This window comes from Rhizobium sp. WSM1274, from assembly GCF_025200775.1.
GTDB lineage: Bacteria > Pseudomonadota > Alphaproteobacteria > Rhizobiales > Rhizobiaceae > Rhizobium > Rhizobium leguminosarum_I.
On the sequence record NZ_CP104138.1, the window covers coordinates 203,912 to 219,015 of the forward strand.

Annotated in this window: 16 protein-coding genes; 5 read left to right on the forward strand and 11 right to left on the reverse strand. The window is 63.1% G+C overall.

Going from position 1 to position 15,104, the window contains the following annotated elements:
• Positions 1-340: 340 nt before the first annotated feature.
• Positions 341-2,335 carry a methyl-accepting chemotaxis protein gene (locus N2600_RS01030; protein ID WP_260297724.1) on the reverse strand — a complete coding sequence of 665 codons (1,995 nt, stop codon included), beginning with the start codon at positions 2,333-2,335 and terminating at the stop codon, positions 341-343.
• Between the two features lie 388 nt (positions 2,336-2,723).
• On the reverse strand, positions 2,724-4,031 hold the full coding sequence (locus N2600_RS01035; protein WP_017963437.1) for an IS4 family transposase: 1,308 nt from the start codon (positions 4,029-4,031) through the stop codon (positions 2,724-2,726).
• Between the two features lie 381 nt (positions 4,032-4,412).
• Between N2600_RS01035 and N2600_RS01040 the strand changes: the two genes are divergently transcribed.
• Positions 4,413-5,288 (forward strand): transporter substrate-binding domain-containing protein, encoded by an 876-nt coding sequence (locus N2600_RS01040; protein WP_170256369.1) that lies wholly within the window; start codon positions 4,413-4,415, stop codon positions 5,286-5,288.
• A gap of 24 nt (positions 5,289-5,312) precedes the next feature.
• Here the strand turns inward: N2600_RS01040 and N2600_RS01045 are convergent, their stop codons facing one another.
• The 5 genes from N2600_RS01045 to N2600_RS01065 form a co-directional block, all read right to left on the reverse strand.
• Entirely contained in the window at positions 5,313-5,726 is a 414-nt protein-coding gene (locus N2600_RS01045) for a tellurite resistance TerB family protein (protein WP_260297725.1), read from the reverse strand.
• Positions 5,727-5,828: 102 nt separating this feature from the next.
• Positions 5,829-6,539, reverse strand: coding sequence for a thermonuclease family protein (locus N2600_RS01050; RefSeq protein WP_260297726.1), 711 nt, complete (start codon positions 6,537-6,539; stop codon positions 5,829-5,831).
• A gap of 11 nt (positions 6,540-6,550) precedes the next feature.
• Positions 6,551-7,213, reverse strand: coding sequence for a S24 family peptidase (locus N2600_RS01055; protein ID WP_170279293.1), 663 nt, complete (start codon positions 7,211-7,213; stop codon positions 6,551-6,553).
• Between the two features lie 122 nt (positions 7,214-7,335).
• Complete coding sequence (locus N2600_RS01060; RefSeq protein ID WP_260297727.1) at positions 7,336-7,983, reverse strand: response regulator; 648 nt, start codon at positions 7,981-7,983, stop codon at positions 7,336-7,338.
• A 92-nt stretch (positions 7,984-8,075) separates the two neighbouring features.
• Positions 8,076-8,474: a hypothetical protein gene (locus N2600_RS01065; RefSeq protein WP_017966895.1), complete on the reverse strand. Its 399-nt coding sequence runs from the start codon at positions 8,472-8,474 to the stop codon at positions 8,076-8,078.
• A gap of 119 nt (positions 8,475-8,593) precedes the next feature.
• On the opposite strand from N2600_RS01065, the gene N2600_RS01070 reads away from it, so the two are divergent.
• A complete protein-coding gene (locus N2600_RS01070) occupies positions 8,594-8,947 on the forward strand; it encodes a DUF952 domain-containing protein (protein WP_222296416.1) in 354 nt (117 codons plus the stop codon).
• Positions 8,944-10,032 (forward strand): quinone-dependent dihydroorotate dehydrogenase, encoded by a 1,089-nt coding sequence (locus tag N2600_RS01075; protein WP_017966897.1) that lies wholly within the window; start codon positions 8,944-8,946, stop codon positions 10,030-10,032. Before N2600_RS01070 ends, N2600_RS01075 begins: the two co-directional genes overlap by 4 nt.
• On the opposite strand, the gene N2600_RS01080 is transcribed toward N2600_RS01075, so the two are convergent.
• From N2600_RS01080 to N2600_RS01090, 3 genes are all read right to left on the reverse strand, one after another.
• On the reverse strand, positions 10,008-11,354 hold the full coding sequence (locus tag N2600_RS01080; protein WP_260297728.1) for an MATE family efflux transporter: 1,347 nt from the start codon (positions 11,352-11,354) through the stop codon (positions 10,008-10,010). The genes N2600_RS01075 and N2600_RS01080 overlap by 25 nt on opposite strands.
• 85 nt (positions 11,355-11,439) lie before the next feature.
• Positions 11,440-11,937 carry a CAP domain-containing protein gene (locus tag N2600_RS01085; RefSeq protein WP_260297729.1) on the reverse strand — a complete coding sequence of 166 codons (498 nt, stop codon included), beginning with the start codon at positions 11,935-11,937 and terminating at the stop codon, positions 11,440-11,442.
• A 1-nt stretch (position 11,938) separates the two neighbouring features.
• Complete coding sequence (locus N2600_RS01090; RefSeq protein ID WP_170263436.1) at positions 11,939-12,205, reverse strand: DUF6460 domain-containing protein; 267 nt, start codon at positions 12,203-12,205, stop codon at positions 11,939-11,941.
• A 252-nt stretch (positions 12,206-12,457) separates the two neighbouring features.
• On the opposite strand from N2600_RS01090, the gene N2600_RS01095 reads away from it, so the two are divergent.
• Together N2600_RS01095 and N2600_RS01100 are read left to right on the forward strand one after the other, a co-directional pair.
• A complete protein-coding gene (locus tag N2600_RS01095) occupies positions 12,458-13,390 on the forward strand; it encodes a class I SAM-dependent DNA methyltransferase (protein ID WP_260297730.1) in 933 nt (310 codons plus the stop codon).
• Positions 13,391-13,600: 210 nt separating this feature from the next.
• Positions 13,601-14,236, forward strand: coding sequence for a YitT family protein (locus N2600_RS01100; protein WP_260297731.1), 636 nt, complete (start codon positions 13,601-13,603; stop codon positions 14,234-14,236).
• 389 nt (positions 14,237-14,625) lie between these two features.
• Here the strand turns inward: N2600_RS01100 and N2600_RS01105 are convergent, their stop codons facing one another.
• Complete coding sequence (locus tag N2600_RS01105) at positions 14,626-15,087, reverse strand: carboxymuconolactone decarboxylase family protein (RefSeq protein WP_088390120.1); 462 nt, start codon at positions 15,085-15,087, stop codon at positions 14,626-14,628.
• Positions 15,088-15,104: the final 17 nt, after the last annotated feature.

Below are 15,104 nucleotides of genomic sequence, written 5' to 3' on the forward strand. Positions count from 1 at the left end.
ACGTCTCGATTCCCTCTTCTCCCCAGCGGGGAGAAGGTGCCCGTAGGGCGGATGAGGGGGCCGGCGAAGCCGGTCTATTCAACAAAGCCCATGCAGGTTTCGGCCGCGATGACCTCGTCTCGACCGTATTCAGGGCGCTGGGAACTGGCGTTGCCGCCGGAGTACCGGAATAGATTTTACGTGAAGGATGTGCCGTGTGGCCCCCTCATCCGCCTGCCGGCACCTTCTCCCCGAGGGGAGAAGAGGGTACGCCGCGAGCTCTCCATTCCTTGCCGACCTCTCGCAGGCTGGGTGAGCCATCGCCGCGAACCGGACAGCCGTGCCTCGTGCCGAGGTCGGCTCAGAATTCCGTCCAGTCGGGATCCTGGCTCGGCGACTTGCTGCCACCGGCGCCGAAGGCGTTGGCGATTTTCTGGCCGAGCGCGCGGGCCGGTGAGGCGGCCGGGCGAGCAGCACCTTCGCGGGCGACGCGGATCGGGGCTGCCCTGGCTGCCGGGCGGGCGGCAGCGCGTGGTGCCGCTGTGGCGATGGGCGCGCTCGTGGTGAAGCCGCCGGTGCCGGTCAGCCTGAATTGGCCGAGCAGGTTGTTGAGCGCTGCCGCTTCGGTTGCCAGGTTATGGCTGGCGGCGGTGGATTCTTCGACCATCGCCGCATTCTGCTGCGTGCCCTGGTCCATGGTGTTGACGGCAGTGTTGATCTCCTGCAGGCCGATCGATTGTTCGCGGGAGGCTTCGGCGATCGCATGGACGTGCTGGTTGATCTCCTGCACCTCCTGGACGATCGCGTCGAGCGCCTTGCCGGTTTCGCCGACCAGCGAGACGCCGGTCTGCACATGCGTGCCGGAGGTGCTGATCAGCGCCTTGATCTCCTTGGCGGCCTTCGCCGAGCGCTGGGCGAGCTCGCGCACTTCCTGGGCGACGACCGCAAAGCCCTTGCCGGCATCGCCGGCGCGGGCGGCTTCAACGCCGGCGTTCAGAGCGAGCAGGTTGGTCTGGAAGGCGATGTCGTCGATGACGCCGATGATGTTGGAGATTTCGCCAGAGGACTTCTCGATCTGCTGCATGGCGGAGACGGCCTTGCGGACGACCTCGCCTGACTTTTCGGCGCCGAGGCGGGTACGGGCGACGAGCTGGCTCGCCTCTTCGGCCCGCTTGGCGGCGTCGCGCACCGTCGTGGTGATCTCCTCCAGCGCCGCTGCCGTCTCTTCGACGGAGGCCGATTGCTGTTCGGTCCGCTGGGAAAGCTGGTCTGCGGAAGAACGGATTTCATTGGCGCCGGCGCCGATCGCCCGGGCATTGGCGCCGACCGTATGCAGGGTTTCGTTGAGCTTCTCGACCGAGTTGTTGAAATCCTCACGCAGCGCATCGAGATGGGCGACGAAGGGTTCGGCGATATGCGAGGCGAGATCGCCGGCGGCAAGGCGGCGCAGGCCGTCGCCGAGGGCGGTGACGGCGCGGTCGAGTTCGGCTGCTTCGCGGGCCTTCTGCGCCTCGCGGTCGCGGCGCTCGCTGTCGCTGACGTCGCGGTCTGTTTCGGCGCGTGCTTCGATCCGGGCACGCTCGATCGCATTGTCGCGGAAGACCGAAACGGCCTTTGCCATCTGGCCGACTTCGTCGCCGCGGTCGAGGCCGCTGACATCGCTTGTCGTATCGCCCTCGGCGAGCCGCGTCATGCGCTGACGCAGCTGCGTCATCGGGCCGGCGATGCCCGTCTGGGCGACGACCACGCTGAAGCCGACGGCGGCGAGAACGGCGATGCCGATCAGCACGAGACAGAAGACGATCTGTTCGTTGACGGAAGCCGAGAGCGCGTCGCCGCCATCGGTGAGCATCGCCATCATCGCATCATTGTTGGCGATCATCTTCGGCGTCAGTGCATTGAGCTTGGCGTTGATCAGGGCAACATTCGCCTGGGCGCCGGCGCCGTCCTTGGCTTTGCTCTGTTCGATGATCTTGGTCGCCAGCGTTTCGATCTCATCGATGCCCGCCTGGATTTCATCGATCGCCGGCTTGCGGCTGGGCACCAGCGCCAGCGCCTGTTTCATGCGGTCACGCGCCTGCGGCAGCTTGCTCGGTGTGGCGAGCGCCGTCTGGAATTCCGGCGTATCGGGCTTTATGTCGGCAAGCAGGGTGACCTGCAGCACCGAGGCCACCACCGATGCGCTGGCGCGCGCGCTCAGCATCGAAGCCTGCGCCTCATGATCAATGAAGGCGCTGTAGGCGGCGTCCGCATGGCGGAACTCGGCGATGACGTAGACCAGCCCGGCCATCGTGATCAGCCCCATGAGCGCCACGACCGATATGATTTTTGTCCGGATTTTCAGATGCTTCAGCATGGAAATGTCACCCGATTGGCTGGGCGTGCTCGCGCGCCCGGTGATGTGAAATCAATTGTTGCAGAAAAAACGCTGCTTCAATATCGCGGTTTAGGGATTAGGTTGGGCTGACGCTTGCATCATGCGATCGGCTGGCGGGGTCCGATGTCGTCGCAACAAATAAGAGGCGATATTCTTTAATTCCGCGCTAACAGTGGGCGGCGGATGACTGTGATTTTTAGGGGCTGAATTGTCGTCTCGGGACTTGCGCCAGGGCTGTCCAGTCCGCGCTATGGCTGCCCCTCACCCTAACCCTCTCCCCGTTCTAACGGGGAGAGGGGACGTGCCCTGCGAGAGGCTAGCGGGGAACGGAGAGGGTGCGGCATATCCCCTTCGCCCCGTTTACGGGCTAGGGCATATACATATCTCGCAAAGCCCATCCATCGGCGACGGCTCGAAAGTATTTGAGGCCGTTGAAGAAGGTGATTGGGCCCGGCGGCTTGGCCGAGGCGTAGCCGTTCCAGCCGCCGAGCTTGGCGATGATCCAGGCGGCCCAAGCCAGCGAGGCCTTAGAGTGGGGATTGGACTGCAGCTTGGTTGTGCCCTTGAAACGGCTTTCGAGGGCGGCGAGGGTATCGATCTCGGCTGCCGTGAAGGTCAGGCTTGCCGGCTGGTGATCGCCGCCGCTGCGGGCTTGGACGAGCTGGAGGACGATTGCTGCGGCCTTGGCGGCGATGGCGACGAGCTTTTCCAGCCGTGCCGCCAGATGCAACTGGCTGTCCTCGATCTTGAAGCCTTGGTTCTTCATCACCCGAAAGAACTGCTCGATCATCCAGCGCTGCTTGTACCAGGCGACGATCTGCCAGGCATCGGCCGGGCTGCTGAGCCAATGGGTGGTCAGGAGCAGCCAGTGCAAGGGCTCGACACCGTCGGGGGCGGCCGGTTCAACGATCTCGACCCAGCTCAGCCTGACGCCATCGGGCAGGCCGGCCTCGCGCAGGTTTTGCGGCCGCCGGATCGTCGCTTCGCCGAAGCGCAGGCACACCGTCGCCTGCCGCGCCGGACGGTCGGCGCGCTCGCGCAGATCAATCGTCTGAGTATCGCAAAACGCCACCGTTTCGACCGCGCGGCGCAGTTTGGAACCGTCGATGAGCGCATGGTCATGCATGACGCGCGACAAAAGATCGAAGCGCCGATCGGGCAGGCGCGCCCACATGATGAAGAAGTCACCCTCCCGGTCGGCGATCGCCGTGACCCGGGCCGCACGCGAAAGCACCAGTTTGGCCGCCTCTGCCGTCTCCACCCAGCGCCGCGATTCCTTTTCGTTCAACGGCCGCTCGGCATGCGGCGTAAGCTCTTCGCTACCCCGCGTCCAGACCCGGCCGCCCACCAGGCCAAGGCAGCTGCCGGTGTCGGCATCGAGCGCCAGCATCGGATGCAGCAAAAGGCCAAAGCAATTGCCTTTTTTGATCTTGCCCAATTCCCGCCGGCTGTCCGGCGTCGTCGCAAACTTGATCTCGCTGGTGTCCTGCAGCGCCAGCACGTGGCGACCCTCAACCGCAGACCGGGTCTCCTGGCTCCAGCCGGCAATGATCTCTTCCACGCTCACCGCACTGTTGTTGAGAAAACGCCCGAACCGGATCTCCTGCGAATGGTTGCCCTCGGCCAACTGGCGAAGGCAAACCGTCTCGCGCAGCACAATGCGACGGAGCAGCACCGCCCCCCTTTATCGAGACGACGATCTCCAAACCGGCCCAACGAAAAATCATGCCCTACATCCATCGGCGACGCTCCCAAATCAAAACGTCGCCAAAACAATCATACGGCCCGCAGTAAAGGAATCCGACCCCCGCAAACCGAGTCAATCCGTCGCACCGACTTATGTATATGCCCTAGCGCCCGCGGGGAGAAGGTGGCGGCAGCCGGATGAGGGGCTGCTCTCGTCGACTCCTGGGCGGGGATGGCGCATGAAGGCTTCCTATGCATGGCAACCCCCATCCGCTCCCCCTCCTCCCACGCATATTCCCCACCACGCATGACTCTGATAATCTCGCCGACGCCGCAATGCTTCGCGCTTAACCCAGAGACCACAATCACGATGATGCAATCAAAGCTGGCATCCCTGACTCTGAAGGGTTTTTTCGCGCTCGGGCTGTTTCTCGGCCCGCTTTTTTCAAGTTTTGCCGCATTGGCCCAGCAGGCGGCGCCCTCGCTGCCGCTGCTCTTCGATGCACGCGAACGTCTTGCCAGGCCCGATCTCTCCTCGCTGGTGCGATTGCGCTTCCTGACCTCGGTCGATTTCCCGCCCTTCAATTTCACCGATCAGAACGGCAAGCTCTCCGGCTTCAATGTCGACCTCGCCCGCGAAATCTGCAGCGAGTTGGAGATTTCAGACAAGTGCCAGATCCAGGCGCTCCCCTTTGCCGACCTCAAGGATGCGCTCGCCGCCTCACAGGGCGATGCCATCATCGCCGGTCTTGCCGTGACCCCGGAGTTGCGGCGGCAATTCGTCTTCTCCAGGCCTTATCTGATGTTGCCGGCGCGCTTCGTGCGCAATCTCGCCGTGCCGCTCGACGGAAAGACCGCTGCCGCGCTTTCCAGCCATCCGGTCGGCGTCGTCAGGGGGACGGTGCATGAGGCGATGCTGGCGGCCTTTTTCCCGACGCTCAAGGCCGAGCCGTTCGATACGAAGGACGCCCTGCTTGCGGCGCTCAAGGACCGCAAGGTCGATGCCGCCTTTGCCGACGCGCTGCAGCTTTCCTTCTGGGTCTCCTCGCCGGCCTCAGCCAAATGCTGCGCGCTGTTCGACGGCCCTTATCTCTCCGAGCATTTCCTCGGCGAGGGCATGACGATCATGCTGCGGCAGAAGGACAGCGTGCTGACATCCGCCATCGATCACGCGCTCGCCACTCTGTCGCGCAACGGCCGCCTCCAGGAAATCTATCTGCGCTACTTTCCCTACGGGCTCTATTGAAGCCGCAGTCCAAATTGCTCACGCTCAGCCCTTGCGGAACCGGGCAATGGCGCTCCGCTCGATCGCCGCGCAGGTGAGCTTGTCGAGACCGAGCCGGTCGCGCAGCAGGCTGAGCAGACGCAACTCCTCCGCCTTGACCGAGAGATCGGCGGATGCCACCTCAACGGCCAGCGCATAGGCCGTGTCGTAGAGTTTCGCGGGCAGCGTGTCGCGCACGGTTTCGAGCACGACGTCGAGACCTTCCGGCCCGGCGAGCAGCGCGGCGCAGTCGCGCGCCACCGCAATCAGCTTGTGGTCATCGAAATCCTGGAAAACAGGCAGGAATCCGATCAGTTGGCCGATCCTCTCCAACTCCCTGTCGTTCATCGTGCTGTCGACGGCGGATGCCATCACCATCACGTAGATCAGCGCGTCATGAGCAGAAAGCGGCTTGTTCATCTCTGATTCCTTTTTCGATCAGCCCAGATTAGGAACTGGCGACAGCCATTACAAGGGATCGGCCCGATCCGGGCTGTCCGAACGCTTGCCAAGGCTGCCGGTTTATTTGCGGCGTGGATCGTCGCCGTAAAGGCCTTTTCCTGCCTGCCTGGCCTTTTCGGCGGCAGCCGCAAGCGGCGAACCCACTGCGGCTTCCGCCCAGCCGTTTTCGGCGAGCCATGCGCCGAGATCCTCTGCGCCGAGCCGGCAGGCAGCCGTTAGTGTTTCCTTCCATTCCACGGTGTCGAGATCGCAGGTGATGCTGCGATTGCGCAACAGCAGGCGCAGCGCCGTTTTCGCCATCATGCCGCAGGGCCACTGCCGGCCCACCGGTCCGCATATCCTATCGACCGGCGTCGGCACGATGCCGGCAAGCTGAAGCCTGCGCTCGCCAAAGGAAAGCATGCCTGCATTGTCGACCGCCGGCCGCGCCAGCTCCATCGCCTTTTTCGCGGCAGGACTTGCCGCTTGCTGGGTGGCGGTCTGCGCTTGCTGAGTGACATCGGCGGATTTGGCTGCCGCGCTTTCGCTTGGTCTCGAAGCGGGTGGGGCGGCCGGTTCTGCTGAGCGAGCAATCATTTCGGCACGCTCGTCCGACATCGCCGCGGGTTCGCCGGCTTCGGGGGCCGCATCCGCCGGTGCGGTCGCGGTCGCCTCTGCGGACGCCCTTGCGTCGCCGGCAGTGCCGCCGCCAAGCCTTGCTTCGCCCGCCATCAGCAGGCCGACCACCACTAGCATCCCGGTGATACCTGTGATGAAGGCGGCAGGGCGCATGGAATATCTTCCTATTGACTGGCCCAGATGATGCGGGCGATCCAGTCGACGTCGGAAAGCTCGAAGGTGCGGTTGGGATGTTCGGGATTGAGCGACATCAACTCGATCGACCGCGGGCTCTGGCGCAGCAGCACCTTGGCCATCACCTCGCCCTCGTTTGTGCGCACGACGACGCGGTCGTTGCGGCGCACCTGTGCCCCCGGTTCGACGATCAGCACGTCGCCGTCGCGGTAGAGCGGCATCATGCTTTCGCCCTGCACCTCCAGCGCATAGACACCGGCCTTCCGTGCCGGGGCTGCCGGAAATTCCACCACGTCCCAGCCCTGGCCGGCTGGAAAGCCGCCATCGTCGAAGAAGCCGCCGGCGCCGGCTTGAGCGAAGCCGAGCAGCGGAATGGAGTTGCCTCGCTGGGGAAATGCGCCTTCCTGCCGTCCGAAAGCACCGTCCGGCCGCATGAAGGCCAGAAACTGCTCCATGCTCGCGCCTGTGGCGTCGAGCACCTTGGCGATCGATTCCGTCGAGGGCCAGCGCAGCCGTCCATCGGCGGAAAGGCGTTTCGATTTGTTGAAGGAGGTCGGGTCGAGCCCCGCGCGCCGCGCAAGTCCGGATGGCGTCAGCTCGTGCCGTTCGGCAAGCCTGTCGAGCGCTTCCCAGATCTGGTTGTGTGACAGCATGCGCGATTCCGTCGCGGCTCATTCAACGCCGCGCTTCAACCCGGCGGAATATTAATCGACCGTGCCGCCTGAGTAAAGATGAAAGAGGAATAAAATCCTGTTTCCAAAGGGAAATGTATCGCTCAGGCGACCATCGCCATATTGATCTTGCCGAGCTGGATGACCGCCTGCGTCCGGCTGTCGACATCGAGTTTCAACAGGATCGCCGAGACATGCGCCTTGATGGTCGCCTCGGAGACGCCGAGTTCGTAGGCGATCTGCTTGTTCAGCAGCCCTTCGCCGAGCATGGTCAGCACCCGGCTCTGCTGCGGCGTCAGCGTACGCAGGCGGTGGATCAGGTCGGCGACATCGGGATCTTGCTCTTGGCCGTCGCGATAGCTCTCGGGCGTGGCAATGTCGCCGGCAAGCACCGTCTGGATGCTGCGGCGGATGTCGTCGATGCCGGAGGATTTCGAAATGAAGCCAGAAGCACCGAGTTCCAGCGCCCGGCGGATGGTCGTCGCGTCGTCGGTCGCCGACACGATGACGATCGGCAGGCTGGCGAATTCGGAGCGCAGCGCCATCAGGCCGGAAAAGCCGCTGACCCCGGGCATGGCGAGGTCGAGTAGCATCAGGTCGGCATCCGCATGGGCGCCGGCGGCCCGGCGCGCGGCGGCGAAATCGCCGGCCTCGACGATCGATTGCCGGCCTTCCATGCCGATCACCGCCTGGCGCAGCGCGTCACGGAAAAGCGGGTGATCGTCCGCAATGATGATGGTGTGTTCCTGCATCGAAAACTCCCTCCCAAGAGCCCGATCATGCCTTGCATGCGACGCCATCCCTCCGCGTTGCATGCCGGCTTGCTCATACCGACTATATCAGATCAGGTCTTCTGCGGAAGGGGATTGGTGTTTTCCTCGGCCTGGAACTCCTTCACCATCCCCATGAAACTCTTCATCATCCGCTCCATGATGCTGATCGAACGGTCGACCTCGGCATCGCTCGGCAGCGCACGCTGGATCACACCGCCCTGTTCGAGTGCCGTCACCCGCTTTGACAGCCGGTCGAGTTCGTCCTCATAGGCCGCCCGCTCGTCGGCGGCCATCCGGCAGACGAGGGCGCCGTCCTTGTCCTGGCAGATCGACATGGCCCCGGTCTGCCGGTCGAGCCGGACGAAATGGTCACCGCTCTTCTCCAGCTGGAAGCGGCCCGCATCGGTTTCGACGGCCGCGGCCGCCAATGGCATCAGAAAAACGCCAAGCGTGATAACGAATGCCTTCATCTTCTTATCCTCCGGATTTTGCCAGTGGCGGTCCCGTTTTTCGGCGCCGGGGCGTGGACATCGCCGCCTCTTTCCTGCAAAGCCCTCGTGACCAAGGAACAGCCTATCGTGAGGCCATGATGACCCTGACACCGACCCTTTACAAGATCGTGACGGAAACGCTCTGGCAGCAAGCCAGACAAACCGGCACTTTTCATGGCGCCGGCATTGATCTCAAGGATGGCTTCATCCATTTCTCGACAGCGGAGCAGGTGAAGCAAACTGCCGCCTTGCATTTTGCCGGCCAGTCCGGCCTGCTGCTGATTGCCGTCGATGGCAGCGGCCTCGGTGACAAGCTGGTCTTCGAACCCTCGCGCGGCGGCGATCTCTTCCCGCATCTCTACGCCGATCTGCCGCTGGCCGCCGTGCTCTGGGAGGCGCCGCTGCCGCTCGACGAAGCTGGGGCCCATGTCTTTCCGGAGCTGCAGTCATGATCGATCCCCTCAAGCGTCTCGCCCGCAAGGGTCTCTTCCTGTTCGATCCGGAAACGGCGCACGGCATGTCGATCGCCGCCTTGAAATCCGGCCTCGTGCCCGCTTGCCAGCTGACGCCCGATCCGCGCCTGCGCCAGACCGTTGCTGGCCTTACCTTCGAAAATCCGCTCGGCATGGCCGCCGGCTACGACAAGAATGCCGAAGTGCCGGAGGCGCTGTTGAAGCTCGGTTTCGGCTTTACCGAGATCGGCACGGTGACGCCGAAGCCGCAATCCGGCAATCCGCGGCCGCGCATCTTCCGCCTGGTGGAGGATGAAGGCGTCATCAACCGTCTCGGCTTCAACAATGAAGGCCATGATGCCGCCTTCGGGCGCCTCGCCGCGCTAGGGGGCGGTGGCATGATCGGCGTCAACATCGGCGCCAACAAGGATAGCGAGGACCGCATCGCCGACTATGTCGCCGGCATCCGCCGTTTTTATTCCGTCGCGCGCTATTTCACCGCCAACATCTCATCGCCGAACACGCCCGGCCTGCGCGACCTGCAGGGGCGCGAAAGCTTGGCGGTGCTGTTATCATCAGTGCTTGCGGCGCGCGACGAGATGGCAGCGACTTCCGGCCGGAAGATCCCGGTCTTTCTGAAGATCGCCCCTGATCTGACCGAGGAAGGTATGGACGATATCGCTGCCGAGGCGCTCTCGCATGCGCTGGATGGCCTGATCGTTTCCAACACCACGCTGTCGCGCGACGGCCTCAAGGATCAGCGCCAGGCGAAGGAGGCGGGCGGCCTTTCCGGCGTACCGCTGTTCGAAAAGTCGACGGCGGTGCTCGCCAGGATGCGCAAGCGTGTCGGCCCTGATCTGCCGATCATCGGCGTCGGCGGCGTCTCCTCGGCCGAAACCGCGCTCGAGAAGATCAGGGCGGGTGCCGATCTGGTCCAGCTCTACTCCTGCATGGTGTATGAAGGCCCCGGCTTGGCCGGCGATATCGTCCGCGGCCTCTCGAAACTCCTGGACCGCGAGAAGGCCGCCTCGATCCGCGACTTGCGCGACACCCGGCTGGATTATTGGGCGGCGCGAAAGGTCTGATCGGCCCGCCGCTTCACCAGCGTCGCCAGGAAGAACCCGCGGAAGAGCAGGAAGGCGTTCATCGCCAGCCACAGGCCGTGGTTGCCGAAGAGCGGCACGAAGACCGCGAGCATCACGAGATAGCCGGCAAAAGAGATCAGCATCCGGTTGCGCATGTCGACCGACCACGTGGCGCCGATGAAGACCCCGTCCATCAGGAAGGCGAGCGCTCCGGTCAGTCCCGTCACCGCCGCCCAGGGCAGATAGATTTCAGCCGCCTGCCGCACCTCCGGTGAGGTCGTCAGCACCGAGATCAGCCAGGGACCGGCGAGGAAGAAGAAGGCGGAGCCAACAGCCGCCAGCCCGAAGGACCACAAGATCGTGAGCTTCAGCCCACGGTCGAAGGCCGGCCGGTAATGCGCGCCGATCGCCCGGCCGATGATCTGTTCGGCGGCATTGGCAAGCCCGTCGAGATAATAGCCCGACAGCAGAAAGAAATTCATCACCACGGCATTGGCGGCAAGCGTCACCGCGCCGAAGCTGGTGCCGATCCGCGTCATGATGGTGAAGGCGCCGATCAGCACGAAGGTGCGGATCAGGATGTCGCGGTTGAGCGCGAAAAGCTCGGCCAGCCGGTGCCGGGAAAAGATCTCCGCCCATGCCGGCCGCGCTGCCTTGCCGAAGCCTCGCAGCACAATGGCTAGCCCGGCGAGCGCGCCGACCGTTTCGCCGGCCATCGTGCCCCAGGCAACCCCCGCCACGCCCCAGTCGAGCGTCAGGCCAAGATAGATGGAAAGCAGGATGTTGATGCCGTTGATAACAGCCTGCAGCAGCAGTCCGATATTGCCCTGTCCGCGCCCGAGCACGAACCCCAGGATGGCATAATTCGCCAGCGCCGCCGGTGCTGCCAGCATGCGGATCGAAAAATAGGTGCTGGTCGCCTCGGCGATCGCGCCTTCCGCCCCCATCAGCCTCAACCCCGCCGCCATCAGCAGCGGCGAAAGACCGAGCAGCGCCAGTCCACAGCCGAGCGCCGAAATTATCGCCCGGGAGAACACTGCCTGCTGCCCGTGCTGGTCGCGCCGGCCATAGGCCTGCGCCGTCAGCCCGGTCGTCGACGCGCGCAGGAAGTTGAAGCTGCCGAGGATCAGATCGAAGAGCATCGCGCCGATCGCCAGCCCTGCCAGCGCCTCCGCATTGCCCATGCGGCCGACGACGGCGGTGTTCGTCAGCCCGAGCAGCGGCGTCGTCATGAACCCCAGCGTCATCGGAATGGCGATCGACAGCACCAGCCGGTGCGTCACGTCGAACGCAAGCGCGTTGTGATTGCTGCGTGTATCCATGCCGGCCTCGTCGCGGCAGCGCCACGCGTCGTTTCAGACGCGCAACAGACGCTGCATCACTTGAACTGCTGCAGGCGGAATCACCTCAGCTGGAAAGCACCATGGCCCAATAGGGCAGGTTCCTGGAAGATGTATTATGGGCGACGGCAACGCCAAGACCGTCATAACGACCGAGCATGTTTTCCAGGTGATGTGGCGAGTTGATCCAGGCCGTCAACACGGCATCGACGCTTTGCTGGCCGGCGGCGATATTCTCAGCCGCCGGCAGCCGCACGCCGCTCGCCTTGACGCGCGCACCGAAGCTGTCGGTCATGCCCATCAGATGCGCCATCTTGCCGGCGCTCGCCATGCGTTTCGCCTGGAACAAGGCTGCAGTGCTCGCCGCCGGATCGACGGTAAGCGGCGGCAGGCCGTTTTTGGCCCTGAGCTGGTTGACGAGCGGCAGCACGCTCGCCGTCTCGTCCTCGCCGTCGGAAGGCGTCCCAGCGATTCGCGGGGTCGTGGTGCAGCCGGCGATGCCGGCGGCGAGCGCAAGTCCGGAAAGGCGCAACAGGCTGCGTCTGGAAAGATCGATGGATGTCATGTTACCGGCGGTAGTTGAAAAGACGAAGGATGATGAAGAGCGGGATGACAATCGTTGCGCCGAGGATGAGATAGTCGCCAACGCGCCCGAGGGCCGAGAAGCCCCGATACCAGATCTCCAGGATGAAATCGCGTATACCGTAGATGATGCCCCATGGCGTCAGGCCAAAGACGGTCATGACGAAACCGACGATCAGCGACACCACGATAAGCTTTATCAATGTGCGGCCGATTGAATCGCCGAGGAACCTGTTCGCCTGATCGGACATAAGCCATCTCCTGTTTGCCCTTGGAATAAGGTCGCGGCGCGTTGCCCGCAAGTCCTTTCCGGAATTGGCCGCCTCCGCCTCTGAAATAGGACTTGAGTTTTTTTGTGGCCGCCGCCAAATGCGGGCCGGTGCATGTCGCCCGGAAGTGTGCAGCGGTTCCGGGAAAACGACATGCATAAAACAAAGAGCTACAGCATTCTTTGCGTCTCTGAAAAGACGCGCAAAGGATGCTGTAGCCAATAAGGTCCATTGATGCAGCCCCACCAGCTTTCCTCCGGCGATGTCATTGCCGACCGCCGCGCCGATTATGCCAGGATGCTCGAGGAAGGCAGCGAGCCGGAAGCGGCTGCCGAGCTGATGGAGCAGGCCATCGAACTCGTGCCCGCCTGGGCGGCTGGCTGGTATCGCCTGGCCACCTATCTGGAAAAGGCGGGCAGGGGTGAAGCCGCGATCGAGGCCTATCGCAGGACGCTTGCCCTCGATCCTGAAGACATTTTCGGCGCCGCCCTCAAGCTCGCCCTTCTCGGCGATGCGGCCACGCCCGACCTGCCGCCGAGCCGCTATGTCGAGCGCCTCTTCGACGACTATGCCGACCGGTTCGAATCAGCACTTGTCGATAAACTCGACTACAACGTCCCGCAGCAACTGGCCGCGCTCATCGCCTCCACCGGCAGGCGCTACGAACTGGCCGTCGATCTCGGCTGCGGCACAGGCCTGCTCGGTCCGGAGATCCGTAGCCGTGCCGGTCGCCTCGAAGGCTTCGATCTTTCGCAGAACATGCTGGCGAAGGCCGGCGAGAAACGGGTCTATGACAGTCTCGCCCAGGCCGATCTCTCGCTTGCGTCCGATCTTTCCGGCCTCTTCGTGGATGCCGCGCGCCATCGCGCCGACCTGGTGACGGCAGCCGATGTGCTGATGTATCTCGGCAATCTCGAAAGCGTCTTTGCCATCGTTGGAGAGCTCGCTGCACCAGGCGCCGATATCGCCTTTTCCGTCGAGGATGCAGGGGACGGCGAGGGCTTTCATCTCGCCCCGTCGCTGCGCTACGCCCATTCGGAAAGCTATGTCAGGATGCTTCTTGCCCGTCACGGCTTCCAAATCCTCAAGATTGACAAGTCGGTCATTCGCAAAGATGGCGGAAAACCCGTTTCCGGCATTCTGTTCCTTGCGCAGAAGCCCGCGTGAGCGAACACTTCTTGCGATTTTTTAATAGGTCAGCATTGCTTACCTATTTCGCTTGATCGAGCGACCGAAAAACCCGATACTGCACCGCATCGGCAGAGAGCCCGGCAATTAACGCCGCGGCGCTCGGGCTCCTTTCATAATCCCAAATTCCGTCGCGCTCGGGCCTTCCCAAGCGCGTTCTTCAACTCGTCTGGCGTGGAGACTGGCGACATGACACAGCTCATCAATGCCCTTGGCTTCTGGAATACGACTGCGACGCGCCACACCCCGATCGAAGACGTGCAGGGCATATTCTCCGGCAGTCTCGTCGCCGCTCTCGGCCTCTACGTGCTCGCCAGCGCCGGCCTCCTCACTGGCAGCACGGCCGGCGTGGCTTTCCTCCTGCATTATGCCTTCGGCGTCAATTTCGGCCTCGCCTTCTTCCTGCTCAACCTGCCATTCTTCTATCTCTCCTGGAAGCGCCTCGGCATGGCCTTCACCATCAAGACCTTCATCGCCATCGGCGTGACCTCGGTGCTTGCCGGTGTGCAGTCGCGCTTCCTGTCCATTTCGAACATTCATCCGGCCTGGGCGGCCCTTCTCGGCGGCCTGCTGCTGGGCTTCGGCCTGCTGGCGCTTTATCGCCACCGCGCCAGCCTTGGCGGTGTCGGCATTCTCGGCATCTACCTGCAGGAGCGTTTCGGCATCCGCGCCGGCCTCGTCCAGCTCGCGATCGACATGTGCGTGCTCGCCGCCGCCTTCTTCGTCACCACGCCGCCTGTCGTCTTCTATTCGGTGCTCGGCACCGTCGTCCTCAACCTCTTCGTCGCCATCAACCACCGCGCCGACCGTTACATCGCGCTTTAGCTTTAGCATGTCGTTGTCGCAAAACCGCCGCACACTTTTGCGCGACATGCTCTAACGTTACAAATCGGTAAGCCATTCTAAACAAAACGTAACTTGCCTGTGATTGGTCTCGGCGCCAAACTCTGCTCGCGCCGGATTTGATGAGGTGAACTATGTCAGATTTGGAAAAGCTTGTGAGACGCCGTATGCAGAAAGAACGCGCCAAGGGCGCTTCCGCAGAAGAAATTGCGAAAGTCGTCCGAGACATATTCAACAGCATGGACCTCTCGGGCAATCGGTTTGACGCCGTTGCCGTACGCGTCACTCGGGATCACGAGTGATCCGATATTCGACCGACCCGAGATTTTCGGGTCGGTTGCCAGGATGAATTCCCTGTAAGCTGATATCGATCAGGCGGCCTTCGTTACCGCATCAATCGGATGCTGTGAGCGGAAGCCGACGGCAAGCCGGTTCCAGATGTTGATGGCGCCGATCGCCACCGTAATCTTTGTCATTTCCTCTTCGGAAAAATGCGCCTTCAGCGTCTCGTAGTCGGCATCAGGCGCGCCTGTTTTGGCGATATTGGTCACTGCGTCAACCCAGCCGAGCAGCGCCCGTTCGCGGGCGTCATAGACCGGCGATTCCCGCCACACGCACATCAGGTTGATCCATTGTTCGCTCAGCCCATCATGGCGGGCTTCCTTCACATGCATGTCGACGCAATAGGCGCAGCCATTGATCTGCGAAGCGCGCAGCTTGATCAGGTGGATGAAGCGGCGCTCCAGCCCGGAGGACTGGACATATTGCTCGAGCGCGGCGACAGCCTTGTAGGCATCGGGAGCGGCTTTGGCGAAGTTGAAACGCGGTTGCATAGTCTTTCTCCTTTGTT